This is a genomic window from Streptomyces flavochromogenes (genome assembly GCF_000717595.1).
In the GTDB taxonomy this organism is placed as follows: Bacteria; Actinomycetota; Actinomycetes; order Streptomycetales; family Streptomycetaceae; genus Streptomyces; species Streptomyces flavochromogenes.
In genome coordinates this window covers 29,328-52,575 of the sequence record NZ_JNZO01000021.1, presented here as the reverse complement: position 1 = coordinate 52,575, position 23,248 = coordinate 29,328, and the positions used below count along the sequence as shown (strand labels likewise).

Genomic DNA, 23,248 nt, shown 5'->3' with positions numbered 1-23,248 from the left:
CGTCAGGGCCTACAGCCACCCCTGCCTGCGGGCGGCCCTGACCGCCTCCATGCGGTTGCGCGTGCCGGTCTTGCCGATCGCCGACGACAGGTAGTTGCGGACCGTCGACTCCGAGAGGTGGAGGGTCGCCGCGATGTCCGCGATCGTCGCGCCGTCCACCGCGGCGGCCAGGGCGTCCCGTTCGCGGGCCGTCAGCGGGTTGGGCCCCGCACCGAGCGCCGCGGCCGCGAGGGCCGGGTCGATCACCGTCTCGCCCCGCAGGACCTGACGGATCGACTCGGCCAGCTCCTCGACGGGGCCGTCCTTCACCAGGAAGCCCGCGGCGCCCGCCTCCATCGCCCGGCGGAGATACCCGGGGCGGCCGAAGGTCGTCAGGATCAGGACCCGGCAGTCCGGGGCCTCCGTGCGCAGGTCCGCCGCCGCGTCCAGACCCGAGCGGCCCGGCAGTTCGATGTCGAGCAGTGCGACGTCGGGGCGCGCGAGCAGCGCCGCGTCCACGATCTCGTCGCCCCGCCCGACCTGCGCGACGACCTCCATGTCGTGCTCCATCCCGAGCAGCAGGGCCAGCGCCCCGCGCATCATCCCCTGGTCCTCCGCCAGCAGCAGACGGATCATGTCGTCGGCTCCCCCTCGCAGTCGTGCGGGCCGGGGGTCTCCGCGGGGAGCTCCGCGGTGACCCGGAACCCGCCCCGCGGAGCGGGTCCCGACTCAAGAGTGCCGCCTGCCGCCGCGACCCGCTCGCGCAGGCCCCGCAGACCGCTGCCCGGGGTGGCGTCACCGACGGCGAGCGGGCCCCGGCCGTCGTCGGTGACCGTGAGGCGGACCCGCTCGGCGGTGCCGTCGAGGGTGAACACACAGCGGGACGCGCCGCTGTGCCGTACCGCGTTCGTCGTGGACTCCCGGACCACCCAGCTGAGCAGGGCCTCCGTCTGCGGTTCCAGGAGCGGGCCCGAGCGGCGTACGACCGGTTCGATGCCGACGGTGGTCAGCGCGTCGCGCGCCCGGTCCAGCTCGGTGGCGAGGCTGCCCTCGCGGTAGCCGGTGACGGCCTCCCTGATCTCGGTGAGCGCCTGCCGGCCCACCGCCTCGATGTCCGCCACCTGGGCGAGGGCCGCGTCGAGGTCGCGCGGTGCGAGACGGCGTACGACCTCCGACTTCACCACGATCACCGAGAGCGTGTGGCCGAGCAGGTCGTGCAGGTCGCGGGAGAACCGCAGCCGCTCCTTCTCGACGGCCGCCCTGGCCAGTTCCTCCCGGGTCGCCCGCAGCTGCCGGACCGATTCGTCGAGCGCGAGGATCGCCGCCGTCACCATCACGGACATGAACGTGCCGTACACGACGCCGATCGAACCCCAGCCGTCCCGCCAGAACGTCACGGCCCCCACCGCCACGACCAGCGGGGGGCTGACCCACCGCAGGAGCCTCCCGTGCCGCACCACCGCCCCGACCGCGAGGCCCAGGAGCGGGAAGAGCAGCAGCCACTCCCTCCCGTAACCGATGGCGAGCCCGAAGGTCAGCGCGCCGAGCGTGGCGAGGAGTCCCCAGGTCAGCGGGGTCTCCCGGCTGGGCGGGTGGCAGGCGCGGAAGACGATCGCGATGTAGAGGGTGTTGAAGGCGAGGAGGCCGAGTCCGCCGATCCACGGGTTCGGGGCCTGGCCGCCGAGCAGGTGGGAGAGCGCGCCCAAGCCCATCAGCAGCCAGGGGAGGAGGCTGAGCCCGTTCGGGCCCCGCTCCCGTTGCTGCTGGTCGCGCAGCGCCTTGATGCCTCGCCGGATGTTCCTCACAGCCGCCCCCTCATACCGTCCTGGCCGAACGACGGTACGAGACCGCCGCGTACGTGCCGAAGAGCGCCGCCCATCCGAGCAGCACGACCAGGGTCGCCGCCCCCGGCGCCGTCCCCTCCGTCACCGCCACACCAAGCTCGGCGAAACGGTTCGTCGGTGTGAGCTCCGAGACGGTGCGGAGCCAGTCGGGGAAGAGCACGACGGGGAACCACAGCCCGCCGACCACCGCGAGCCCCAGGTTGCAGGCGACGTTCACGACGCCGGTCGTCTGCGCCGTGAGCCGGTAGCCGTTGCCGAGGCCGAGCAGGGTGAACGGGAGCGAGCCGAGCCAGAGCGTGACGGCGACGGCGCCCCACTGCCAGGCCGCCATGCGCACGCCGTTGGCCAGACCGCCCGCCACCAGGACCCCCGTGATGGCCGGCAGGACGACGACCGAACCGGTCAGGGCGCGGCCCGTCACCACCTGCCGGGGCGTCATGGGCGTGATCCGCAGCTGCCTCAGCCAGCCCGTGGACTTGTCCTCGGCGACGCCCGTACCGAGGGAGAGCGCGGCGCCGAGCGCCCCGTACGCCGCCATCCCGACCATCGCGGCCTTCTTGTACGCGCCGTCGTCCCCGTCGCCGAGGTTGGTGAAGAGGAGGTACATCATCACCGGCACCCCGATCGTCGAGATGACGAATCCGGCGTCGCGCAGGGTCCTGCGCACTTCCAGCCGTACGTACGCGGTGATCATCGGACCGTCTCCAGAGTGGTGAGGGGGCTCTGCGTCAGGGCGAGGAAGGCGTCGTCCAGGGAGACCGGGGTGACTTCGAGGCGTCTGACCGCGTCCCGCTCCGCCAGCGCCCGTACGGTCCCGTCGGAGTCCCCGGTACGCAGCCGGGCACGGTCGCCCCTCACCTCGTACGAGGTGACGCCGGGCAGCAGGCCGAGCCACTCCGTCGGGCCGCCCGCCAGGTCGAAGGAGACCAGGTTTCCCCCGGCGGCCCGCTTGAGCTCCTCGCTCGTCCCCGCTGCGAGGATCCGGCCGGAGTCGAGGACGACGATCCGGTCGGCGTAAGCGTCGGCCTCCTCCAGGTAGTGGGTGGAGAAGAGCACGGTGTTGCCCCGGCGCGCGTAGCCCCGCATCGAGTGCCAGAACTCCTGGCGCGCCTCGACGTCGAGCGCCGCCGTCGGTTCGTCCAGGACGATCAGCTCCGGGTTCCCGACCAGGGCGACGGCGAACCGGACCCGCTGCGTCTGGCCGCCCGAGAGCTCGTCGACCCGGCGGCCCGCGAGCTCGCCGAGCCCGGCGAGCGCCAGCGCCTCCGCGACCGGCATCGGCGCCGGGTAGGTCCGGGCGACGAAGGCGACCAGCTCGTGGACGGTGACGCGGGGGACAGGCCGGCCCTCCTGGAGCATCGCGCCGACCCGCCCGGCCGCGACGGCACGGTCCGGTGTGCCGCCGAAGAGTTCGACCCGGCCGCTGTCGGGCTCGTCGAGGCCGAGGAGCAGGGCGATGGCCGTCGACTTCCCGGCGCCGTTGCGGCCGAGCAGGGCGACCGTCTCGCCGCGCCGGACGGTGAGGTCGATTCCGTCGACGGCGCGCACGGCGGTGCCGAATGTCCTGGTCGCGGCCCGGAAGGCGATCGCGGGTTCGTTCCTGAGGTCCTTCGTCATGGGTACGACGCTACGAAGCGGGCGCCCGCCCGGGCAGGCGTACACGTACGGACCTGGCGGTGACAAATGTACCGGGCGGCATTCCTGACGTACCGTCAGGTGAGGGCCGTCGGGAGGGTTCCCAACTCCCTCCGCCTCGGCTATACATGGGGATCACCGACCTAGAACGCGTTCTAGAACGGCCGCGTACGGGACGGTCCCCGCACGGCCTCGGTGCGGCCGACGGTGCGGACGGCCGCGCCGAGGTCTTCACCGCCACGAGGAGCAGCAGCCCGATGCCCATCGACCCCGCCAAGGCCGTCGCCGCCGAACCCCGCAGCGCCGAGATCTCCTGGGACCACAAGGACGTCCAGCTCTACCACCTGGGACTCGGCGCCGGAATCCCGGCGACCGACCCCGACGAGCTCCGGTACACCCTCGAATCCAGGCTCCACGTCCTGCCCAGCTTCGCGACCGTCGCGGGCGCCGGCATGGGCGTCGTCGGCGGGCTCTCCGCCCCCGGCATCGACATCGACCTCGCCGCCGTCCTGCACGGCGGCCAGACGGTCACCCTCCACCGCCCCGTCCCCGTCGCCGGCCGCGCCGTCTCCACCTCCCGCGTCGCCGCCGTGTACGACAAGGGCAAGGCGGCCGTCCTGGTCCTGCGTTCCGAGGCCTCCGACGCCGACGGCCCGCTCTGGACCAGCGACGCCCAGATCTTCGTGCGCGGGGAAGGCGGCTGGGGCGGCGACCGCGGCCCCTCCGAGCGCCTCGCGCTCCCCGACCGCGAGCCCGACAGGACCGTCGAGCGACCGGTACGCGAGGAGCAGGCGCTCCTCTACCGGCTCTCCGGCGACTGGAACCCCCTCCACGCCGACCCCGAGTTCGCGAAACTCGCCGGCTTCGAGCGGCCGATCCTGCACGGACTCTGCACGTACGGCATGACCCTCAAGGCGGTCGTGGACGCGGTGCTGGGCGGTGACGTCACACGGGTCCGCTCGTACCGCACCCGATTCGCCGGGATCGTCTTCCCCGGCGAGACCCTGCGCATCCGGATGTGGGCCGACGAGGGCCGTGTCCAGGTGACCGTGACGGCGGTGGAGCGCGACGACGCTCCCGTGCTCGCCGACACCCTCGTCGAACACTCGTAGATCCATCCCCGGCACTCGTAGAGCCCTACCGGAGGGAGCCGCACCATGCGCGCAGCCGTACTGCACGAGATCGGCCAGGACAAGCTCGAAGTCGTCGACGACGTCGAGGCGGTGGGCTTCGGCCCCGGCAAGGTGAGGATCCGGGTCCGGGCCACCGGCCTCTGCCACTCCGACGTCTCCGCGATGAGCGGCGTTCTCCCGCAGCCCGCCCCGTTCATCCCCGGCCACGAGGGCGCGGGCGAGATCCTCGACGTCGGCGACGGCGTCACCGGGCTCACCCAGGGCCAGCGGGTGCTGCTCTGCTGGCTGCCCGCCTGCGGCAGCTGTCCCGCCTGCAAGCGCGGCCAGACCCAGCTCTGCCTGGCCGGGTTCATGAACGCCGGCACGCCCAACTTCAAGCGCCCCGGCGGTGACGTCTTCGGCTTCGCCGGCACCGGCACCTTCACCGAGGAGGTCGTCGTCGACGCGGGCTGCGCCGTCCCGATCCCCGACGACGTGCCCTTCGACATCGCCGCCCTGATCGGCTGCGGCGTCACCACCGGCCTGGGCGCCGCCATCAACACGGCCAAGGTGGAGGCCGGATCGTCGGTCGCCGTCATCGGCTGCGGAGGCGTCGGCATCTCCGCGATCCAGGGCGCCAAGCTGCAGGGCGCCGCCCAGATCGTCGCCGTCGACCCCGTCGAGTCGCGCCGCGAGGCCGCGCTGCGCTTCGGCGCCACCGAGGCGGTCGCCCCGGACGCGCTCGCCGACGCCAAGCAGCGGATCACCGCGGGCGAGGGCTTCGACTACGTCTTCGAGGTCGTCGGCAAGTCCGCCACCGCCCGCACCGCGTACGAGAACACCCGGCGCGGCGGCACCCTCTGCGTCGTCGGCGCGGGCGCGATGGACGACAACCTCCAGCTCAACATGTTCGAGCTGTTCTTCGACGAGAAGCGGATCCTGCCCTCCATGTACGGCGGCGGCGACGTGCTCCGCTCCTACGAGCGGGCCATCGCGCTCTGGCGGGCGGGCCGCATCGACCTGGAGTCGCTCATCACCCACCGCGTACCGCTCGCGGGCATCAACGAGGCCCTGGAACAGATGCGGACGGGAGCGGCGCTCCGTACCTGCATCGAGATCTGATCCGTACCCGCATCGAGATCTGAGAGGACCGCGACACATGTCACTCCCTCTTGAGGGACTGAGCGCGATCGTCACCGGCGCCGGCCGGGGGCTCGGTCGCGCCGAGGCCCTGGAACTGGCCCGGCTCGGCGCGGCCGTCGTCGTCAACGACTACGGGCAGCCGGGTCGCGACGGCTCGGGCGCGGCCTCCGCCGCACCCGCCGAGGAGGTCGCCGCGGAGATCCGCGCGACGGGCGGCAGGGCGGTCGCGCACCTCGGCGACATCGCCGACTTCGAGACGGCGCGGGCCCTGATCGACCTGGCCGTGGCCGAGTTCGGCAAGCTGGACGTCCTGGTCAACAACGCGGGCATCCTGCGCGACCGGATGGTCTTCTCGATGAGCGAGGAGGAGTGGGACTCGGTCATACGGGTCCACCTCAAGGGCCACTTCAACACCACGCACTTCGCGGCGGTGCACTGGAGGACCCGGGCCAAGGCGGGGGAGACGGGCGTGTACGGCCGGATCGTCAACACCTCGTCCGAGGCCTTCCTCGCCGGCTCGGCCGGCCAGCCGAACTACGCGGCCGCCAAGGGCGGGATCGTGGGCCTGACGACGTCGACGGCGCTCGCGCTCGCCCGGTACGGGGTGACGGCGAACGCCATCTGCCCCCGGGCGCGCACCCGGATGACGGAGGACGTGTTCGCCGCCATCCCAGCGAACAAGGGGGGCGCCGAGCCGACGGCCGAGGGCGACCTCGACCCGCTGTCCCCGGAGCACGTGGCGCCGCTCGTCGGCTACCTCGCCTCCCCGGCCGCGGCCGGGGTCAACGGCCAACTGCTCGTTGTACACGGCGGGATGGTCGCCATCGTGGACCGGCCGCGGGTGGCGGCCAAGTTCGACACGGCCAAGGAGGCGTTCACGTACGAGGAACTGGACGGCCTCCTGACCCCGCACTACGCGTCCCGCCCGGCGGGCGAGACCTTCGCGGCGTCGGAGGTCCTCGGCCTGAAGAAGGGCTGAGCCGGGGGTGACCACCGGCCGGGGTGCGGCTCGGCCGGGGGGGATGGTGGGGAAGACGAAGGGCCCCGGGGGTGACCCGGGGCCCTTCGCCCGACCTGGTACTGCGCGTTACTGCGAGACGGGCTCGCGGCGGTGGCGGCCGTGCGGGGAGGACGCGGAGTCCTCCGTCGGCGCGGCGTCCCCGCGGTGCTTGCCTGAACCGTTCGGCTGCTGCCCGGTCGTGCTGTTTTCCGACATGGTCGAACTCACCCCGTTGACATCGGTCGTGCTGTGCAGCCCGAGAGTCTAGCCAGCGGGTTTCCCGTCCGTGAGGGGAGCCTGCTGCAACGGCACGGGACGGCACACCCGGGGCTCCCCGACGGCCGCGTCCGCCCCCGCCGAGGCCTCTGTCGAAGCCCCCGTCGCGACCGCCTCGGGTTCCGGCTCCGGCGGCGCCTCCACGTCCGCGAGACCGCAGGGCGCCCCGGCCGTCGCGTACGGCAGCCGGAGCACGCCCCCGGCCGTCCACAGGCCCGCCCCGGCCAGCCACCCCACGGGTGCGGCCAGTTGGCCCATCCGGCGGGCCATGGGCTGCCACGTCCCCACCCAGCTGCCGCCCGCCGCGTCGATCCGCAGGGCGACCGCGCAGGTCTCGGGCATCAGAACCTGCCCCGGCTGGACGGCGAACGGCGTCACCGCCGCGTCGTCGAGCCGCAGGCACTCCGGGAAACGCACCGGCAGCAGACTGCCGAGCACGCCCCAGCCGAGCCGGTCGTGCCCCGGTGACGGCGCGTCGGAACGGATCAGGAGCAGCCCGCTGTCCGGGTCCGCGAGGAGCAGCCGGTCGTTGCTGTCCTCGGTGATCTGCAGCAGCGGCGTCACCTCCCCGCCCCGCTCCAGGTCGACGGCGACCGCCTTCACCGGCCCGTCGTCGAGCCGCCGGTCGAGCGCCAGTATCCGGCCCGTACGGTCGAGCCACACGCCGCCCGCGCACCGGCCCTTGACCTCCGCGACCTGCTCGGGCCCGAAGGCCCCGCCCGCGACCAGCCAGAGCGTGGTCGTGTCGGGGCCGACGCACAGGGCGTACGCGCAGATGCCGTCCGGCGAGGGCGGCAGCAGCACCAGGTGCTCGGAGCCCGGGGCCTCCACGGCGCCGAGCCGGAGCTCCCCGGTGGCGGGTCCCGTGGGATAGAGCAGCGAGAACGTGTTCCGCCGCCCGTCCACGCGGCGGGCGACCAGGACCCGGCCGTCGGCCAGGGGCAGCAGCTGGGTACCGGGCTCCTCCGGCTGGTCGAGGGGGAGCGGGACGGCGTACGGCTCCGGGCCGTCGAGCGTCCACCTCTCCACGTACAGGGCGTCCCCGTCGCCCGCGAGCCTGGCCGCGTACGCGCCGTTCGCCGTGATCGTGAGACCCGTAGTGAACTCCGTCGGCCGGGCGGCACGGCCGGGGTGCTCCCCGCCGCGGTCGTCGTCTTCGGCCGTGGTCTCGATGGCACACGCTGTCATCGACTCGTCACCTCCGGCCATGAAGCTAGTTTTCGCACTTCCAGCCGAACAACACGAGCAGGGTCACTTCACACATAAGGGTGGCTGTGCGGCGGTTCGGCTGAGGGGTGGGGGGCGCGTGTGCTGGAGTTGCCCGTGATGAGTAAGGTAAGGCGAACCTAAACGGAGGCTGTGACTCCGGCCGGGCGCGCCCCGGGCGGAATCTGCGGCTCCGGCCGGTCGTCCCGGACGGAGCCCCCACACCTCCCGCCCGGTCGCGCCCGTCTCTCCGCCAGGACACGTACAGGAGCCTTCTCATGTCCCTCCGCCGCCGCGGCACCGCCGCCGTCGTCGCCCTCGCCGCCGCGCTCTCGCTCGCGGCCTGCGGAGGAGGCGACGGAGCATCCGACGCCTCCAAGAAGGAGGACACGGGCAAGAAGAAGGACGTCGCCACCGGCGGCAAGGACTTCGGCGACGCCGCCGCGAAGACCGCGGCCATGGGCACGGACGCCAAGGCCGGCCAGTTCCCGCGCACCCTGACGCACGCCCTCGGCAAGACCGAGCTGCCGGCCGCCCCCAAGCGGGTCGTCGTCCTCGACGTCGGCGAGTTCGACAACGTCGTCTCCCTCGGCATCAAGCCCGTCGGCTACGCCCCCGCCGAAGGCGACGACGGCATCCCCGCCTACCTCCAGAAGGACGCCGGCACCCCGAAGTCCGTCGGCACGATCAACAACCTCAACCTCGAGGCCATCGCCAACCTCCAGCCCGACCTGATCCTCGGCAGCCAGCTGCGCGCCGCGGACAAGTACGACGAGCTGTCGAAGATCGCGCCGACCGTGTTCTCCATCCGCCCGGGCTTCACCTGGAAGGAGAACTACCTCCTCAACGCCGCCGCGCTCGACAGGACCGCCCAGGCCGAGGAGAAGCTCGCCGCGTACGAGACCAAGGCCGCGAAGCTCGGCACGGAGATCGGCCCGAACAAGCCGACCGTCTCGATGGTCCGCTACCTCCCCGGCAAGATCCGCCTGTACGCGAAGGCGTCCTTCATCGGCACCATCCTCGAGGACACCGGCCTGCCGCGGCCCGAGAACCAGCAGATCGACGAGCTCGCGGCCGAGATCAGCCCCGAGAAGATCGACGAGGCCGACGGCGACTGGATCTTCACCGGCGTCTACGGCGAGGCCAAGGCCACCAAGAAGGACACTGCCCAGGCCAACCCGCTCTGGAAGAACCTCAAGGCCGTCAAGGCCGGCCAGGCCAAGGACGTCCCGGACGAGACCTGGTACCTGGGCCTCGGCGTGACGGCCGCGAACACGGTCCTCGACGACCTGCGCGGCTACCTCGTCAAGTAGCACGGGCCCCTCGTCGAGCAGACGGTGGACGAGCGGCCCCCGACGCCGGCCGACGGCGCCGGGGGCCGCCGGCCGTCGGCACCGCAACGGCGGCGGTACCAGCCGCGAAGGCGAGCCAGGTAGCCTTTCCTCGTGCCCCGTCTGTCTGAAGTCATCGCCGCGCTCGACGCCCTCTGGCCACCAGAGCGGGCCGAGTCGTGGGACGCCGTCGGCACCGTCTGCGGTGACCCCGACGCCGAGGTCACCCGTGTGCTCTTCGCCGTCGACCCGGTCGAGGAGATCGCCGACGAGGCGATCGCCCTCGGCGCCGACCTGATCGTCACCCACCACCCGCTCTATCTGCGCGGGACGACGACCGTCGCGGCCGGCCACTTCAAGGGCCGCGTCGTGCACCGCCTCATCAAGCACGACATCGCCCTCCACGTCGCGCACACCAACGCCGACACCGCGGATCCCGGCGTCTCCGACGCCCTCGCCGGCGCGCTCGACCTCCGGGTCACCGGCCCCCTGGTGCCCGAGAACAACCTCGGCCGGATCTGCGAGCTCGACCACCCCGAGACCCTCGCCGAGTTCGCCGCCCGCGCGGCGAAGCGGCTGCCCGCCACCGCGCAGGGCATCCGGGTCGCGGGCGACCCCGGCATGACCGTGCGCCGCGTCGCCGTCAGCGGCGGCTCCGGAGACAGCCTCTTCGACGCCGTACGTGCCGCCGGCGTGGACGTCTTCCTCACCGCGGACCTGCGCCACCACCCCGTCTCCGAGGCGACCCAGCAGTCGCCTCTGGGCCTGGTCGACGCCGCCCACTGGGCCACCGAATGGCCCTGGTGCGAGCAGGCCGCCGCCCAGCTCGACGAGATTTCCGACCGTCACGGCTGGGACCTCCGCGTCCACATCTCGAAGACGGTCACCGACCCCTGGTCCTCCCACCACACCTCCCCTGGAGCCCCCAACTGAACGCCGCGCCCGCCGACCAGATCCGCCTCCTCGACGTCCAGGCCCTCGACGTCCGCCTCCAGCAGCTCGCGCACAAGCGCCGGTCGCTGCCCGAGCACGCCGAGATCGAGTCGCTGACCAAGGACCTCACCCAGCTGCGTGACCTGCTCGTCGCCGCGCAGACCGAGGAGAGCGACTGCGGCCGTGAGCAGACCAAGGCCGAGCAGGACGTCGACCAGGTCCGCCAGCGGGCCACGCGCGACCAGCAGCGCCTCGACTCGGGCGCCGTGTCCTCCCCGAAGGACCTGGAGAACCTCCAGCGCGAGATCGTCTCCCTCGCCAAGCGCCAGGGCGACCTGGAGGAGATCGTCCTCGAGGTCATGGAGCGCCGCGAGTCCGTGCAGGAGCGCCTCGCCGAGCTGACCGAGCGGGTCTCCGCCGTCCAGGCCAAGACGGACGACGCGAGCGCCCGCCGCGACGCCGCCGAGGGCGAGCTCGCCGCCGAGGAGGCGTCCGTGGAGAAGGAGCGCGAGCTCGTCGCGGGCACCGTCCCGGCGGACCTGCTGAAGCTGTACGAGAAGCTGCGCGTCCAGCAGGGCGGCGTCGGCGCGGCCCGGCTGTACCAGCGCAAGTGCGAGGGCTGCCACATCGAGCTCAACATCACCGAGGTCAACGAGGTCCGTGCCGCCGCCAAGGACGAGGTCCTGCGCTGCGAGAACTGCCGCCGGATCCTCGTCCGCACGTCGGAGTCCGGCCTGTAATGACGTCGTCGTCCTCGCGTGAGGTGATCGTCGAGGCGGACGGCGGTTCCCGGGGCAACCCGGGGCCCGCCGGGTACGGCGCCGTGGTCCTGGATCCGCTGACGGGCGAGACGCTCGCGGAGGCGGCCGAGTACATCGGCGTGGCGACGAACAACGTCGCCGAGTACAAGGGCCTGGTGGCGGGTCTGAAGGCGGCGCGGTCACTGTTCCCCGACGCCACCGTCCACGTCCGGATGGACTCCAAGCTGGTCGTCGAGCAGATGTCCGGCCGCTGGAAGATCAAGCACCCGGACATGAAGCCGCTCGCGGCCGAGGCGGGCCGGGTCTTCCCGGCGGGCCGGGTCCGCTACGAGTGGATCCCGCGCGAACGCAACAAGCACGCGGACCGGCTCGCGAACGAGGCGATGGACGCGGGCAAGCGCGGCCGCCAGTGGGAGCCGTCCGACTCGACGGCCGCCCTCGACACCGCGGCCGCCCGCAACGCCGCGACCCTCCCTCCGGCACCGTCGGGCCCGCCCGGCGACGCGGCGGCGGGCGCGGCGCGGGCCCGCGCCGCCCTGGCGACGGGGGCGGGCACGGCCGGCGACCTCGGCCCGGGCCGTACGGGCACGGGCTCGGGCGCCTGGCCCGGCACCGTCGCGCCGCCGACGGCCCAGGACGACGGCCTGTTCGCCGCCGAGGAGGCCCTCGCGGCCCCGGCGTCGGGAGACTTCGAGGCGCAGGCGGGCGCCCTGGCCCCGACCGGCCACGCCGCGCGCACCCACGCGCTGGAGACCGCCACGGCGCCTGCGGCGGCACCGACCGAGACCACCGGGCCCGAGGCCGCGGGGCCCGCGACCACCGGGCCCGCGGCTGACAGGCCCGCGACCACGGGGCCCGCAACCACCGGGCCCGGGGACGCAGGGAGCGCCGCAGTACCTGCGGCCGCCGGGTCCGCACCCGCACCGGCCGCGCCGCCGGCCTCCGTCACCACGGCGGCTCCCGGTCAAGGCTGGTCCGCCGGCCCCGACATGAGCGCGCCCGCCACCTTCGTGCTCCTCCGGCACGGCGAGACCGCGCTCACCCCCGAGAAGCGGTTCTCCGGCAGTGGGGGAACCGACCCCGAGCTCTCGGCGGCCGGCCTCCGGCAGGCCGAGGCCGTCGCGGAGGCCCTCGCCGCACGCGGGACCATCCAGGAGATCGTCAGCTCGCCGCTCACCCGCTGCCGGCAGACCGCGGCCGCCGTCGCCGGTCGCCTCGGGCTCGACGTCCGCGTCGAGCAGGGGCTGCGCGAGACCGACTTCGGCGCCTGGGAGGGACTGACGTTCGGCGAGGTGCGGGAGCGGCACCCCGAGGACCTCGACGCCTGGCTCGCCTCGCCGAAGGCCGCGCCCACCGGCGGAGGCGAGAGCTTCGCGACCGTCGCCCGCCGCGTCGCCGCGACCCGGGACCGGCTCACCGCCGCCTACGCGGGCCGGACCGTCCTCCTCGTCACCCACGTCACCCCGATCAAGACCCTGATCCGGCTCGCGCTCGGCGCCCCGCCCGAGTCGCTGTTCCGGATGGAGCTGTCGGCCGCCTCGATCTCGGCGGTCGCCTACTACGCCGACGGCAACGCGTCCGTACGGCTCCTCAACGACACCTCCCACCTCCGGTAGGGGCGAAGGCGGCGGGACACCGCAAAGGGAGCGGCGAGGCACCGCACAGGGGTGGCGCGGGGACCCCGGCCCGTACCACCATCCCGTCATGACCTGGCACTTCACCGAAGACACCGCCGCCTTCCGTGCCGCGGCCGGCACGCACCTCGCCGCCGAGCCCGCGCGCAACACCGCCGTGCTGACCCTCATGGACAGGGCCGACCGGCTCGGCTGGTGGGCCGAGCCCGACGGCCTGGTCACCGGGGTCCTCGCCGTCTCCCCGTCCGGGGCCCTCGACCTCGGCGCGACGACGGAGGAGGCGGCCCTCGCGCTCGCCTTCCCCGCGGGCGAGGAGCCGACGGAGGTCCGTGGGGAGACGGCCGCGGTGGAGGCGTACGCGAAGGCCTCCGGCCGCCCTTGGACGCCCGTCGTCCGGATGCGGCTCTTCCGGCTCGGCGAGCTGACCCCGCCGGACCCGGCCCCGGCCGGCCGGCCCCGGACGGCCACCGAGGCCGACACCCCGCTCGTCGCGGCCTGGACGAGCGAGTTCGCGACGGCCATCGGCGACGAGCCCGCCGAGGACTACACCGGCTTCGTCACCGAGCGGATCTCCGAAGGCCGCCTCGTCCTCTGGGAGACGCCCGACGGCCGCGCGGTCTCGATGGCCGCCGTCTCCCGCACGATCGAGGGCCAGGCCCGCGTCCACCTCGTCTACACCCCGCCCGCCGAGCGGGGCAACGGATACGCGGCAGGGGCCACCGAGGCCATCAGCCGGATCGCGGCCGGCACCGGCGCCCCTCAGGTCCTGCTCTTCACGGACCTCTCCAACCCCACCAGCAATGCCCTCTACCAGCGCCTCGGCTACCGCCCGGTGACCGACCACCTGGGTGTGAGGTTCACCGGGGGCGCACGCTGACGGGCCCCCGCAGCGCCGCCGCCTCGCGCGCCAGCGTCTCCACCCGCGCCCAGTCGCGGGCGGCGAGGGCGTCGGGCGGCAGCATCCACGTACCGCCGACGCAGCCGACGTTCGGGAGGGAGAGGTAGGAGGGGGCGGAGGCGAGCGAGACGCCGCCCGTCGGACAGAACCGGGCCCGGGGGAGCGGGCCCGCGAGGGACTTCAGATACGGGACGCCGCCCGCCGCCTCGGCCGGGAAGAACTTCATGTCCTCCACGCCCCGTTCGAGCAGGGCCACGACCTCCGAGGTCGTCGACACGCCGGGGAGGAAGGGCAGGCCCGAGTCGCGCATCGCGCCGAGCAGCCGCTCCGTCCACCCGGGGCTGACGAGGAACCGTGCTCCGGCGCCGACCGCGTCCGCGACCCCGGACGCCGAGACGACCGTCCCCGCGCCGACGACGGCGTCCGGCACCTCGGACGCGATGGCGCGGACGGCGTCGAGCGCGGCCGGCGTGCGCAGGGTGACCTCGACGAGCGGCAGCCCGCCGGCCACCAGGGCCCGGGCCAGCGGCACGGCGTCGGCGGCGTCCTCGATCACGACCACCGGGACGACCGGTACGGGAGAGGCTTCCGGGGCAAGGTCGAACACGCTCGTCATGGGCCTCATCCTGCCCACGACGAGCGTCACACGCAACGATCGTTGCGCAGGGTGCAATGAGGCGATGGGGTCAGTGGATCTCGTCCACCAGCACGTCGAGCGCCCCCGGCTTCCCGCTCTCCTCCACCACGTACCCCAGGTCCCGCAGCGCCACCACCAGCTCCTCCGGCGAGCGCGGACCCGCCCCCGCCTCCAGCAGGCTCCGGACGATCCGGCCCTTCGTCGCCTTGTTGAAGTGGCTGACCACCTTCCGGGTCGGCGCGTGCAGCACCCGCACCGTCGCCGTCCGCGCCGCCACCTCGCCCTTCGGCTTCCACGCCGACGCGTACGCCGACGAGCGCAGGTCCAGGACGAGCCCGTCCCCGGCCGCCTCGGGCAGCACGGAGGCCATCGCGCCCCGCCAGTGCCCGCCCAGCGCCCCGAGCCCCGGCAGCCTGACCCCCATCGAGCAGCGGTACGACGGGATCCTGTCGGTCACCCGCACCGCGCCCCACAGCCCGGAGAAGACCAGCAGGGACCGCCCCGCCCGCCGCCTGGCCGCCGGGTCCAGGGTCGCCAGACCCAGCGCGTCGTACAGCACGCCCGTGTAGATCTCCCCGGCGGGCCGCGCGCCCGCCGTCCGCAGCTCCACGTTCTTCGCGACCTCGCCGCGCAGGCCCTCGCTCAGGCCCAGCACCTCGCGCGCCTTCTCCTCGTCGGCCGCGCACAGCTCGACCAGCTCGTCCAGGACCGCCGCCCGCGCCTCCGCGAGCCCCGGCAGGGACAGCGACTCCGGCTTGAGCGGCGCCCCGCGCCCCGAGGAGGCCTTGCCCTCGGAGGGCGGCAACAGCACGAGCACGGTGGTTCTCCTTCGTCCGTACGGGGAATGGGGGTGCGGCCCCAGGAGCCCAGCGTACGAGGTACGCCGCCCTGTCCCGTACGGACAGACGCGGCGGCCACACCCGAGGACGGCCCCGGCTCCCCTCCGCACGAGGTGCCGCACCCCTCCCCTCCCCATACGCTCGGTCCATGCCCCGCCGCCACATTCACGTGACCGGCGCAGCCGAGGCTCCGCTGCGGGCCGCCCTGCGCGCACTCCGTGCCGAGCTCGCGATCCCCGAGGACTTCCCGCCCGCCGTCCTCGCCGAGGCCGAGGCCGCCGCGAAGAACCCCCGGCTCCCCGCGTACGACGCCACCGACCTGCCCTTCTTCACCGTCGACCCGCCGACCTCCACCGACCTCGACCAGGCCATGCACCTGGCCCGCAGGTCCGACGGCGGCTACCGCGTCCACTACGCCATCGCCGACGTCGCCGCCTTCGTCACCCCCGGCTCCGCGCTCGACACCGAGGCCCACCGGCGCGTCCTCACCCTCTACTTCCCCGACGGCAAGGTCCCCCTCCACCCCACCGTCCTCTCCGAGGGCGCCGCGAGCCTCCTCCCCGGCGAACCCCGCCCCGCCCTCCTCTGGCGCATCGACCTCGACGCCCAAGGCCGCCGCGTCGCCACCGACGTCCGCCGCGCCCTCGTCCGCAGCCGCGCCAAACTCGACTACGCGACCGTGCAGAAGCAGATCGACACGGGCACGGCAGAGGAGCCGGTGGCCCTCCTCCGGGACATCGGACGCCTCCGCGAAGCCCTCGAATCCGAACGCGGCGGGATCTCCCTCAACGTCCCCGAACAGGAGATCGTCGAGCAGGACCACACCTACTCCCTCGGCTACCGCGCCCCGCTCCCCGCCGACGGCTGGAACGCCCAGATCTCCCTGCTCACCGGCATGGCCGCCGCCGACCTCATGACCGCCGCCGGCACCGGCATCCTGCGCACGCTCCCCACCGCCCCCGACGGCGCCGTCGCCCGCCTGCGCCGCTCCGCGCAGGCTCTCGGCGTCGACTGGCCGCACCACGTCTCGTACGCCGACGTCGTCAGGGCCGCCGACCCCACGAACCCGCGCCACGCCGCCTTCCTCCAGGAGTGCACCACCCTGCTCCGGGGCGCCGGATACACCGTCTTCACCGACGGCCACATCCCCACCCCCGCCGTGCACGCGGCCGTCGCCGACGAGTACACCCACTGCACCGCGCCCCTGCGCCGCCTCGTCGACCGGTACGCGGGCGAGCTGTGCGTCGCGGCGGTGGCGGGCGACGAACCGCCCGAATGGGTACGGGCCGCCCTGCCCGCCCTCCCCGACGAGATGGCCGACGGCTCGCGCCGCGCCAACACCGTGGAGCGCGAGAGCGTCGACATCGTCGAGGCGGCGCTGCTGCGGGAACGGGTCGGCGAGATCTTCGACGCGTACGTGATCGACGTGAAGGAACGCGAACCGGCCGTCGGCACCGTCCACCTGGACGACCCGGCGGTCGTCGCCCGCATCGAGGGCGGCGGATCCCGCCTGCCGCTGGGGGAGTGGCTGCGGGTCAGACTCGCGGAGGCGGACCCGGGGAGGGCGAAGGTGCTGTTCGCGCCCGCGTGACGGCCGGACCGAGCTCGCGGTACAGGGCGCGCGCGTCGTCGGCGTGGAAGCGGATCAGCCGTACGGGCCGGGGCGCGCCGAAGAACCGGGGCGCGTCGACCGGTTCGGTCAGTTCGACGGTCAGGGAGGTCTGCGAGCCGACGGCGAGGTTCAGCTCGCCCTCGGCCTTCTCGTGCGAGAACACCGGCTCGTGACGGACGGACGCGATCCGGTCGAGGGGCACGGACACGTCGACGTGCGCGGCCTGGCGGAGCCGCAGGACGCCCCCGGCGAGGGTGTGCGGGCGGGTCACGGCGGCGGCGTGCAGGCCGAGGACGAACAGCACGGTGTACACGTCCAGGACGAGGACGATCGCGTGGACGACGGGCCGGCCGGCGAGCAGATACGACATGCCGACGCTCTCGACCACGCACACGAACGCGAAGCCGTACATGAGCGCCGCCTGGTCCCGCGCGTGCGGGAACACGCCGTCGACACCCCCGACCCCGTGCGGGCGCCGTGCCACCCACCGCCCCAGACTCGCCATGATCCGCAGCTCGTGCCCCATGATCCGCAGCACGGCCTCGGGTACGAGCTCGGCGACGGCCTCCCGCCGGGAGAGCCCCCGACGGCGTAGTCGCAGGTACGAGAGGCCCTCGGCGACGACGAGCGTGACGACGAGGAGCTCGGCGCCGGCCCACACGGCGGCGGGTATCCGGACCCCGCCGACGAGAAGGACGGCGAGGACGACCTCGGCGGGGAGCGTCACATAGGCGACGAGCCGGAGAAGACGCAGGCCCGCACTCCTCCCACCCGCCACAGACCCCGCTCCGGTCATCGGCGTGGCTCCCGTCATCGGCTCCGCTCCGGTCATCGGTTCTGCTCCCGTCGTTCCCGGACCAGGCGCATCGCCAGGTGGACGGCTGCGGACTGCGCGGGGGCGAGATCCGCGAAGAGGGCGTCCGCGAGGGAGGTGCCGGCCTCGTCCGGCGCCCCGGACGGCATGTGCACTCCCAGCTCGTCCGGCAGGCAGGCGGCGAGCACCCGCGCGGCCTCGGCGACCCGGGGATCGTCCGCCTCCGCCCCGGACAGCGCGTCGAGCAGCGGGTACACCTCGTGCGCGTGCTCCGCCGCGCCCTCCATCAGACCCATCAGCCGGGCCCGCTCCTCCTCGGGCACCACGACGTCCATCAGGGCCAGGATCTGCCGGTCCTTCGCCGCCATCGGGGACTCGGGCAGCTCGCCCAGGCCGGCGAGCAGCGAGGTGAGCTCCGGCGAAAGCGGCCCGTCGGCGGGCATCCGCCCGGCCCGGGCCTCGTCGAGGAGGGCGGACAGCCGCTCCCGGCGCGCCCGGATCTCCGACTCCTGGCGGGCCAGGTCCTCCGCGAGCTCCTCCAGCACCTCGACGAGCCCGCGCCCCTCGTCGTCGGCGAGCACCCCCCGTACTTCGTCGAGTCCGAGACCCAGCTCGGTGAGCCGCCGGACACGGGCGAGCAGGACGGCGTCCCGGACGCCGTACTCCCGGTACCCGTTGGCCCGCCGCGCGGGCTCGGGCAGCAGGCCCGACTGGTGGTAGTGCCGCACGGCGCGGGGGGTGACCCCGACCAGGGCGGCGATCTCGCCGATACGCATGGCCCCAGTAGAAACCCTGACGCTGCGACAAGGTCAAGCACGCTCCGCCGCACCTTCGGGATCGCTTCCGGGGCATGCCGTGCCGTTCGGCCAGCCCCTCCCGTTCCCCGCCCCCTTCGGCCGCGACCTGGAGACGGCCGCGTTCCTCCGGGTCCGTCGCCCTCCTGATCGGCGGGTAGCATGGTCGGCACGGCAGACGAGCCGGGCGGGCGGCCGCGTGGAGATCCTCGGATCTTCCCGAGGAACGTCCGGGCTCCACAGAGCAGGGTGGTGGCTAACGGCCACCCGGGGTGACCCGCGGGACAGTGCCACAGAAAACAGACCGCCAAGGGCTTCGGTCCTCGGTAAGGGTGAAACGGTGGTGTAAGAGACCACCAGCGCCTGAGGTGACTCAGGCGGCTAGGTAAACCCCACTCGGAGCAAGGTCAAGAGGGGACACCTCGGTGTCTCTGCGCGGATGTTCGAGGGCTGCTCGCCCGAGTCCGCGGGTAGACCGCAGGAGGCCGGTGGCAACGCCGGTCCTAGATGGATGGCCGTCGCCCCGACGACCGCGAGGTCCCGGGGGACAGAACCCGGCGTACAGCCCGACTCGTCTGTCGGCCCACGTGGGGAGGGCCCCGTCCGGGCGACAAGCCCGGGCGGGGCCCTTCTCGTTCACCCGGCGCCGAGCTCCGGGGAGACCGGCCGCTCGAAGAAGGTCTCGAGGACGACCGTGGCCTGCGTTCCGCTGACCCCGTCGATCGCGTAGATGCGGCGCAGCACGTCCTGCAGCTGCTCCGTGGTCGCCGTCCTGACCTTCACGAGCACCGAGGCGCTGCCGGCGATGACGTGCGCCTCCAGGACCTCGGGGAGCGCGGCGAAGGCCTCTGCCGAATCGCCCATCCACGAGACCGAGTCGACCATCACGTACGCCAGGACGGCACCGCCCACCGCCGCCGGGTCCACCTCGACGGTGGTGCGGCGGATCGCACCGCGCTCCCTCAGCTTCCGTACGCGCTCGTGGGCCGCTCCGGCCGAGAGGCCCACGGCCTGGCCCAGTGCGGCATAGGACTGGGCGGCGTCCTGCTGGAGGTGAGTCAGCAGGGTGCGATCGATGTGATCCACAACTCTCCGTTCGGCTTGATCTTGCGAAGACCGTATCTCATTCGGCAATCTTCCCGTCGAGCCGTACAGCATCCTGAACGGCACCTGTGTGGACGGGAAGGAACCCGCATGACCAGCGAGCGCCCCGCACTGTACGAGATGTTCGACGACCGGTTCCGTACCGGCCGCTGCATGAACGGCGACGACGGCCTGGAGGTCCTGTACACGGGGTGCCGCTGGGCCGAAGGGCCGATCTACCTCCCCGCCTGGAAGCAGCTGGTCTGGAGCGACATCCCCAACGACCGGATGCTGCGCTGGGACGAGGAGACCGGCGGCGTCAGCGTCTTCCGCCGCACCGCCGGGCACACCAACGGCAACACCCTCGACCACGAGGGCCGTCTGATCACCTGTGAGCAGGGCAACCGCCGGGTCACCCGCACCGAACACGACGGCACGATCACCGTCCTCGCCGACCGCTGGAAGGGCAAGCGTCTGAACAGCCCCAACGACGCGGCGGTGAAGTCCGACGGCTCCATCTGGTTCTCCGACCCGGACTTCGGCATCACCAGCGACTACGAGGGCTACCGCGCGGAGAGCGAGATCGGCGCCAACAACGTCTACCGCATCGATCCCGCCACGGGCGAAGTACGGCTGGTCGCCGACTGCTTCGCCGCCCCCAACGGCCTCGTCTTCTCGGCCGACGAGCGGCAGCTCTTCGTCTCCGACACCCGGGCGGGCTTCATCCGGGTCTTCGACGTGCGCGAGGACGGGACGCTGTCGGACGGCGACATATTCGCCGAGGCCGCGGCCCGCGGGGCCGCCCGCTTCGACAACCTCCGCTTCGACGACGGCGGTCGGCTCTGGGCGGCCGCGATGGACGACGGCGTGCACTGCTACGACCCCGACGGCACCCTGATCGGACGGCTGAACGTCCCCGAGGCGGTCGCCAACATCGCCTGGGGCGGAGCCAAGCGCAACCGGCTCTTCATCGCCGCCGAGACCAGCCTCTACTCGGTCGTCATGGCCGTCACGGGCACGCACCCGACCGGACCCGGGCGCAGGCCCTGGCCGGCGCCGCGGTCCCGCTGAACCGGGCCTGCGGGGTGCGTGCCGTTCAGGGGCGACGGACCTCGAAGTGGAAGCAGCCGTACTCGACCGCCCGGACGTGGACCAGTGCCACGGCCGGGTCGGCGAAGGCTTCGGCGAAGGCCCGGTCGAAGCCCTCGGACGTCGCCTCCGGGATCTCCAGGAGCCGGCCCCCGACGATGCGGCCCGCCGCGTCGTAGCGACGCACGGTCCGGAGCGCTTCCGCACGGGCGAAGGGGTACGTCTCCGAGGGTGCGGGGCCGCCGCACTCCTCGGCGTGGACGAAGACGGGGCCCTGCTCGTCGTAGGCGCCCGGCTCGGCCCCCGTCCCGGCCGCCCAGCGCCGCAGCGGCGCGTACGAGACGAGCGCGATCCGCTCGCCCGGGACGGAGAGACGCAGACAGCAGCGGAGCGGGTCGCCGCCCTCGCCGGCGGAGTACGGGACGCAGGCGCGGCCCGCGTCGTCGGTGACGCGCAGCTCGGCGAGGGCGGAGGGCGCGATGGCGCGGGCGTCGTAGGCGGTCGTGGTGGTGGTCTGGGTGCTCATACCGCCAGGGTCGCGCGGCGGGGACGCGGCCGCTGGCGCAATTCGGACGCGGAGGTGCGGGCGGGACACCGGCCGGGATCGACGCGGGGGCTCAGAGCGGCTGGAGCCGGCGGCGCAGGAGACAGAACTCGTTGCCCTCCGGGTCGACGAGCACGTGCCAGTTCTCGGCGCCGGTCTGACCGACGTCCGCCCGCCTCGCGCCGAGCGCCAACAGCCGCTCCAGCTCGGCGTCCTGGTCGCGGTCGGTGGGATTGACGTCGATGTGGAGCGGGAGTTTCCCGGCGCGCGGGTCACTGCTGGGGCTGAGGACGAGGGTGGGCTGCGGGCCGCCGAAGCCGGCGCCGGGCGGCCCGATCTCGATGCTTCCGTCGCTCTCGCGGCCGAGCTCGACGTAGCCCAGGACCTCGCTCCAGAACGCGGCGAGCCGGTCGGGATCGGCGCAGTCGATGACCAGTTCACTGATGCGGCATGCCATGGCCGTCAGTCTAGGCAGCCGTGCCCAGCCAACGGGTGTACCAGGTCCGGAAGTCGGGGTACGCGGGGACGAAGCCGCCCCAGTCCGGGTCCAGCCACCAGACCTCGCCCGCGTGCGGTCCCGTCACGATCAGCCGGACGTACATGCCGCAGCCCTCTTCCGCCAGCGTGAGCGTGCCCGGAGTCAATTCCTCCGCCACGAGGACGCCGATCGCGCCGGGACGGGGGTCGGTGAGGGGGAACGGCGTCGCGAGCCGGCCCGGCAGCCGGTCCTCCTCCCACTCGCCGTCCACGGCCCAGTCTTCCCCCGCCTCCGGGCGGGGAGTCGCCAACGGCAACAGCCCGTGGGCCGGTCCGGCGGGACCGTCGCCCACCTCCGCCACGAAGGCGCGGTAGTCCGCGGGGAGCCGGATGCCGTGCTCCTCCTCGAACGCGCCGATCTCCGCGCCGGGGAGCGCGGGACGCAGCTCGTACCGATGCGTGTCCGCCCCGAAACGCGCCCGCTCAGGGTCCCGCGCCGCCATCTCCCGTATCCGGGCCCGCACCTCGGTCCCGTCCCAGCCGGTCATGGCATGACCCTACGCCTCCGCCCGCTCGTCACCCGGTCGCGGTGGGGCCGCCGCCGAGACGGCGACCGACCGGAGCTTCTCCGCCAGAGCCAGGCAACGAGCTTGGAGCTCCGGGGGATCGAGCAGCTCGAACTCGTGCCCCAGGAGAAGCACGTGCATGAGCACGCGGTCGAGGCTCGCCGCGCCGCTGACGACCTCGCAGCGGTCCTCGCCCCGCTCGCTCACGACCGCCGCCGAGGACGGGACCTGCGCGCGGACCGTGTCCGCCGGTGCGTGGACGAGGAAGCGCGCCCGGTGGGCGTAGACCCGGCTCGTCACGCCCTCCTGGACGTACTGCGCCGCGTCGGGTGCCGGGCGGGGGCGGAAGCGCCACGTCCGGGCCGCCACCGCCGTCATCCTGTCCACGCGGAAGGTGCGCCAGTCGTCCCGGTCGAGGTCGTACGCGAGGAGGTACCAGCGCCGGTCGGAGGCGACCAGACGATGGGGCTCGACCCGGCGCGGCCGTGGAGTGCCCCCGGAGGGATAGTCGAAGCCCGCCTCGACCTCGTCGCGGCAGGCTCCGGCCAATGTGATGAGGACCTCGGGGTCGACCGGTGTGCGGCCCGCGCCGAAGAACTCGACCGAGCCCGACAGGGTGCGCACCTCGTGCCGCAGCCGGGTCGGCAGCACCTGGTCCAGCTTGGTCAGCGCCCGGAGGGCGGCGTCGCCGGAGCCGGCGGCCGCGCCGGCGAGCAGGGAGACCGCCGTCGCGATCGCCTCCTCGTCGTCGAGGAGGAGGGGTGGCAGATCCTGCCCCCGGCCCAGCCGGTAGCCGCCGCCCACTCCCAGGGCGGCGTGGACCGGATAGCCGAGCGTGCGCAGCCGCTCGACGTCGCGCCGCACCGTGCGTGCCGTGACGCCGAGCCGGTCGGCGAGCTCGGGGCCGGACCAGGCCCGGCGCTGCTGCAGCAGCCCGAGGAGGGTGAGTACCCGCTCGGTGGTCCGCCGCTCGTCCATGTGGCCCAGCCTGCCAGAGGTGGCGGACCGATCCTGTCCGCCTTCGGTGTCAGGGTGGATCCA

The 23,248-nt window shown here is 73.6% G+C and carries 25 protein-coding genes and 1 other RNA gene; 11 read left to right on the top strand and 15 right to left on the bottom strand.

Annotated elements, in window-relative coordinates; genetic code table 11:
• Nucleotides 1-9: 9 nt before the first annotated feature.
• From IF00_RS0125165 to IF00_RS0125150, 4 genes are read right to left on the bottom strand one after another with little or no spacing between them, the layout of a single operon-like run.
• Nucleotides 10-615: a response regulator transcription factor gene (locus IF00_RS0125165; protein ID WP_030321687.1), complete on the bottom strand. Its 606-nt coding sequence runs from the start codon at nt 613-615 to the stop codon at nt 10-12.
• Entirely contained in the window at nt 612-1,784 is a 1,173-nt protein-coding gene (locus IF00_RS0125160) for a sensor histidine kinase (RefSeq protein WP_051820609.1), read from the bottom strand. Before IF00_RS0125160 ends, IF00_RS0125165 begins: the two co-directional genes overlap by 4 nt.
• A gap of 10 nt (nt 1,785-1,794) precedes the next feature.
• Nucleotides 1,795-2,517 (bottom strand): ABC transporter permease, encoded by a 723-nt coding sequence (locus tag IF00_RS0125155; protein WP_030321683.1) that lies wholly within the window; start codon nt 2,515-2,517, stop codon nt 1,795-1,797.
• The gene (locus IF00_RS0125150; protein WP_030321681.1) at nt 2,514-3,440 is read right to left on the bottom strand and encodes an ABC transporter ATP-binding protein; all 927 of its coding nucleotides are present in this window, start codon (nt 3,438-3,440) and stop codon (nt 2,514-2,516) included. Before IF00_RS0125150 ends, IF00_RS0125155 begins: the two co-directional genes overlap by 4 nt.
• 275 nt (nt 3,441-3,715) lie before the next feature.
• Here IF00_RS0125150 and IF00_RS0125145 point away from each other — a divergent pair, with 275 nt between their 5' ends.
• Genes IF00_RS0125145 through IF00_RS0125135 form a run of 3 tightly spaced genes read left to right on the top strand, consistent with a single transcriptional unit; the run spans nt 3,716 to nt 6,692 of the window.
• Entirely contained in the window at nt 3,716-4,570 is an 855-nt protein-coding gene (locus tag IF00_RS0125145; RefSeq protein WP_030321680.1) for a MaoC/PaaZ C-terminal domain-containing protein, read from the top strand.
• Nucleotides 4,571-4,615: 45 nt separating this feature from the next.
• Nucleotides 4,616-5,692 carry a Zn-dependent alcohol dehydrogenase gene (locus IF00_RS0125140; protein WP_030321678.1) on the top strand — a complete coding sequence of 359 codons (1,077 nt, stop codon included), beginning with the start codon at nt 4,616-4,618 and terminating at the stop codon, nt 5,690-5,692.
• A 37-nt stretch (nt 5,693-5,729) separates the two neighbouring features.
• Nucleotides 5,730-6,692, top strand: a complete 963-nt coding sequence (locus IF00_RS0125135) for a 3-oxoacyl-ACP reductase (protein ID WP_030321675.1) — start codon at nt 5,730-5,732, stop codon at nt 6,690-6,692.
• Nucleotides 6,693-6,800: 108 nt separating this feature from the next.
• On the opposite strand, the gene IF00_RS47675 is transcribed toward IF00_RS0125135, so the two are convergent.
• Together IF00_RS47675 and IF00_RS0125130 are read right to left on the bottom strand one after the other, a co-directional pair.
• On the bottom strand, nt 6,801-6,929 hold the full coding sequence (locus tag IF00_RS47675) for a hypothetical protein (protein WP_280922625.1): 129 nt from the start codon (nt 6,927-6,929) through the stop codon (nt 6,801-6,803).
• Nucleotides 6,930-6,977: 48 nt separating this feature from the next.
• Nucleotides 6,978-8,177: a hypothetical protein gene (locus IF00_RS0125130; protein WP_209439793.1), complete on the bottom strand. Its 1,200-nt coding sequence runs from the start codon at nt 8,175-8,177 to the stop codon at nt 6,978-6,980.
• 296 nt (nt 8,178-8,473) lie between these two features.
• Between IF00_RS0125130 and IF00_RS0125125 the strand changes: the two genes are divergently transcribed.
• The 5 genes from IF00_RS0125125 to IF00_RS0125105 all read left to right on the top strand — a co-directional run bounded on the left by IF00_RS0125125 (nt 8,474) and on the right by IF00_RS0125105 (nt 13,731).
• A complete protein-coding gene (locus IF00_RS0125125) occupies nt 8,474-9,508 on the top strand; it encodes an ABC transporter substrate-binding protein (protein ID WP_030321669.1) in 1,035 nt (344 codons plus the stop codon).
• 132 nt (nt 9,509-9,640) lie between these two features.
• Nucleotides 9,641-10,459 (top strand): Nif3-like dinuclear metal center hexameric protein, encoded by an 819-nt coding sequence (locus IF00_RS0125120; protein WP_030321667.1) that lies wholly within the window; start codon nt 9,641-9,643, stop codon nt 10,457-10,459.
• A complete protein-coding gene (locus IF00_RS0125115; protein ID WP_209439794.1) occupies nt 10,456-11,199 on the top strand; it encodes a zinc ribbon domain-containing protein in 744 nt (247 codons plus the stop codon). Before IF00_RS0125120 ends, IF00_RS0125115 begins: the two co-directional genes overlap by 4 nt.
• On the top strand, nt 11,199-12,836 hold the full coding sequence (locus IF00_RS0125110) for a bifunctional RNase H/acid phosphatase (protein WP_030321664.1): 1,638 nt from the start codon (nt 11,199-11,201) through the stop codon (nt 12,834-12,836). Before IF00_RS0125115 ends, IF00_RS0125110 begins: the two co-directional genes overlap by 1 nt.
• An 88-nt stretch (nt 12,837-12,924) precedes the next feature.
• Complete coding sequence (locus IF00_RS0125105) at nt 12,925-13,731, top strand: GNAT family N-acetyltransferase (RefSeq protein WP_030321662.1); 807 nt, start codon at nt 12,925-12,927, stop codon at nt 13,729-13,731.
• On the opposite strand, the gene eda is transcribed toward IF00_RS0125105, so the two are convergent.
• Together eda and yaaA are read right to left on the bottom strand one after the other, a co-directional pair.
• Nucleotides 13,712-14,368, bottom strand: a complete 657-nt coding sequence (eda, locus tag IF00_RS0125100; protein WP_030321661.1) for a bifunctional 4-hydroxy-2-oxoglutarate aldolase/2-dehydro-3-deoxy-phosphogluconate aldolase — start codon at nt 14,366-14,368, stop codon at nt 13,712-13,714. The two genes, IF00_RS0125105 and eda, sit on opposite strands and share 20 nt — an antisense overlap.
• Nucleotides 14,369-14,438: 70 nt before the next feature.
• The gene (gene yaaA / locus IF00_RS0125095) at nt 14,439-15,206 is read right to left on the bottom strand and encodes a peroxide stress protein YaaA (RefSeq protein ID WP_030321658.1); all 768 of its coding nucleotides are present in this window, start codon (nt 15,204-15,206) and stop codon (nt 14,439-14,441) included.
• Nucleotides 15,207-15,376: 170 nt separating this feature from the next.
• Here yaaA and IF00_RS0125090 point away from each other — a divergent pair, with 170 nt between their 5' ends.
• Nucleotides 15,377-16,819 carry an RNB domain-containing ribonuclease gene (locus IF00_RS0125090; RefSeq protein WP_030321657.1) on the top strand — a complete coding sequence of 481 codons (1,443 nt, stop codon included), beginning with the start codon at nt 15,377-15,379 and terminating at the stop codon, nt 16,817-16,819.
• On the opposite strand, the gene IF00_RS0125085 is transcribed toward IF00_RS0125090, so the two are convergent.
• Nucleotides 16,764-17,672: a hypothetical protein gene (locus IF00_RS0125085; protein WP_388304627.1), complete on the bottom strand. Its 909-nt coding sequence runs from the start codon at nt 17,670-17,672 to the stop codon at nt 16,764-16,766. The two genes, IF00_RS0125090 and IF00_RS0125085, sit on opposite strands and share 56 nt — an antisense overlap.
• Nucleotides 17,669-18,430, bottom strand: a complete 762-nt coding sequence (locus IF00_RS0125080; RefSeq protein ID WP_030321651.1) for a MerR family transcriptional regulator — start codon at nt 18,428-18,430, stop codon at nt 17,669-17,671. Before IF00_RS0125080 ends, IF00_RS0125085 begins: the two co-directional genes overlap by 4 nt.
• Nucleotides 18,431-18,627: 197 nt before the next feature.
• Between IF00_RS0125080 and rnpB the strand changes: the two genes are divergently transcribed.
• Nucleotides 18,628-19,026, top strand: an RNA gene (gene rnpB / locus IF00_RS42825) — RNase P RNA component class A.
• A gap of 58 nt (nt 19,027-19,084) precedes the next feature.
• Here the strand turns inward: rnpB and IF00_RS0125075 are convergent.
• Entirely contained in the window at nt 19,085-19,534 is a 450-nt protein-coding gene (locus IF00_RS0125075; protein WP_030321649.1) for an Lrp/AsnC family transcriptional regulator, read from the bottom strand.
• Nucleotides 19,535-19,642: 108 nt separating this feature from the next.
• Between IF00_RS0125075 and IF00_RS0125070 the strand changes: the two genes are divergently transcribed.
• Nucleotides 19,643-20,602 carry an SMP-30/gluconolactonase/LRE family protein gene (locus IF00_RS0125070; RefSeq protein ID WP_030321647.1) on the top strand — a complete coding sequence of 320 codons (960 nt, stop codon included), beginning with the start codon at nt 19,643-19,645 and terminating at the stop codon, nt 20,600-20,602.
• A 25-nt stretch (nt 20,603-20,627) separates the two neighbouring features.
• On the opposite strand, the gene IF00_RS0125065 is transcribed toward IF00_RS0125070, so the two are convergent.
• The 4 genes from IF00_RS0125065 to IF00_RS0125050 form a co-directional block, all read right to left on the bottom strand.
• On the bottom strand, nt 20,628-21,146 hold the full coding sequence (locus IF00_RS0125065) for a DUF1203 domain-containing protein (RefSeq protein WP_030321646.1): 519 nt from the start codon (nt 21,144-21,146) through the stop codon (nt 20,628-20,630).
• A 91-nt stretch (nt 21,147-21,237) separates the two neighbouring features.
• On the bottom strand, nt 21,238-21,621 hold the full coding sequence (locus IF00_RS0125060) for a VOC family protein (protein ID WP_030321644.1): 384 nt from the start codon (nt 21,619-21,621) through the stop codon (nt 21,238-21,240).
• Between the two features lie 10 nt (nt 21,622-21,631).
• Complete coding sequence (locus IF00_RS0125055; protein WP_037639032.1) at nt 21,632-22,189, bottom strand: SMI1/KNR4 family protein; 558 nt, start codon at nt 22,187-22,189, stop codon at nt 21,632-21,634.
• Between the two features lie 9 nt (nt 22,190-22,198).
• Entirely contained in the window at nt 22,199-23,185 is a 987-nt protein-coding gene (locus IF00_RS0125050; RefSeq protein ID WP_030321640.1) for a helix-turn-helix transcriptional regulator, read from the bottom strand.
• Between the last annotated feature and the right edge of the window lie 63 nt (nt 23,186-23,248).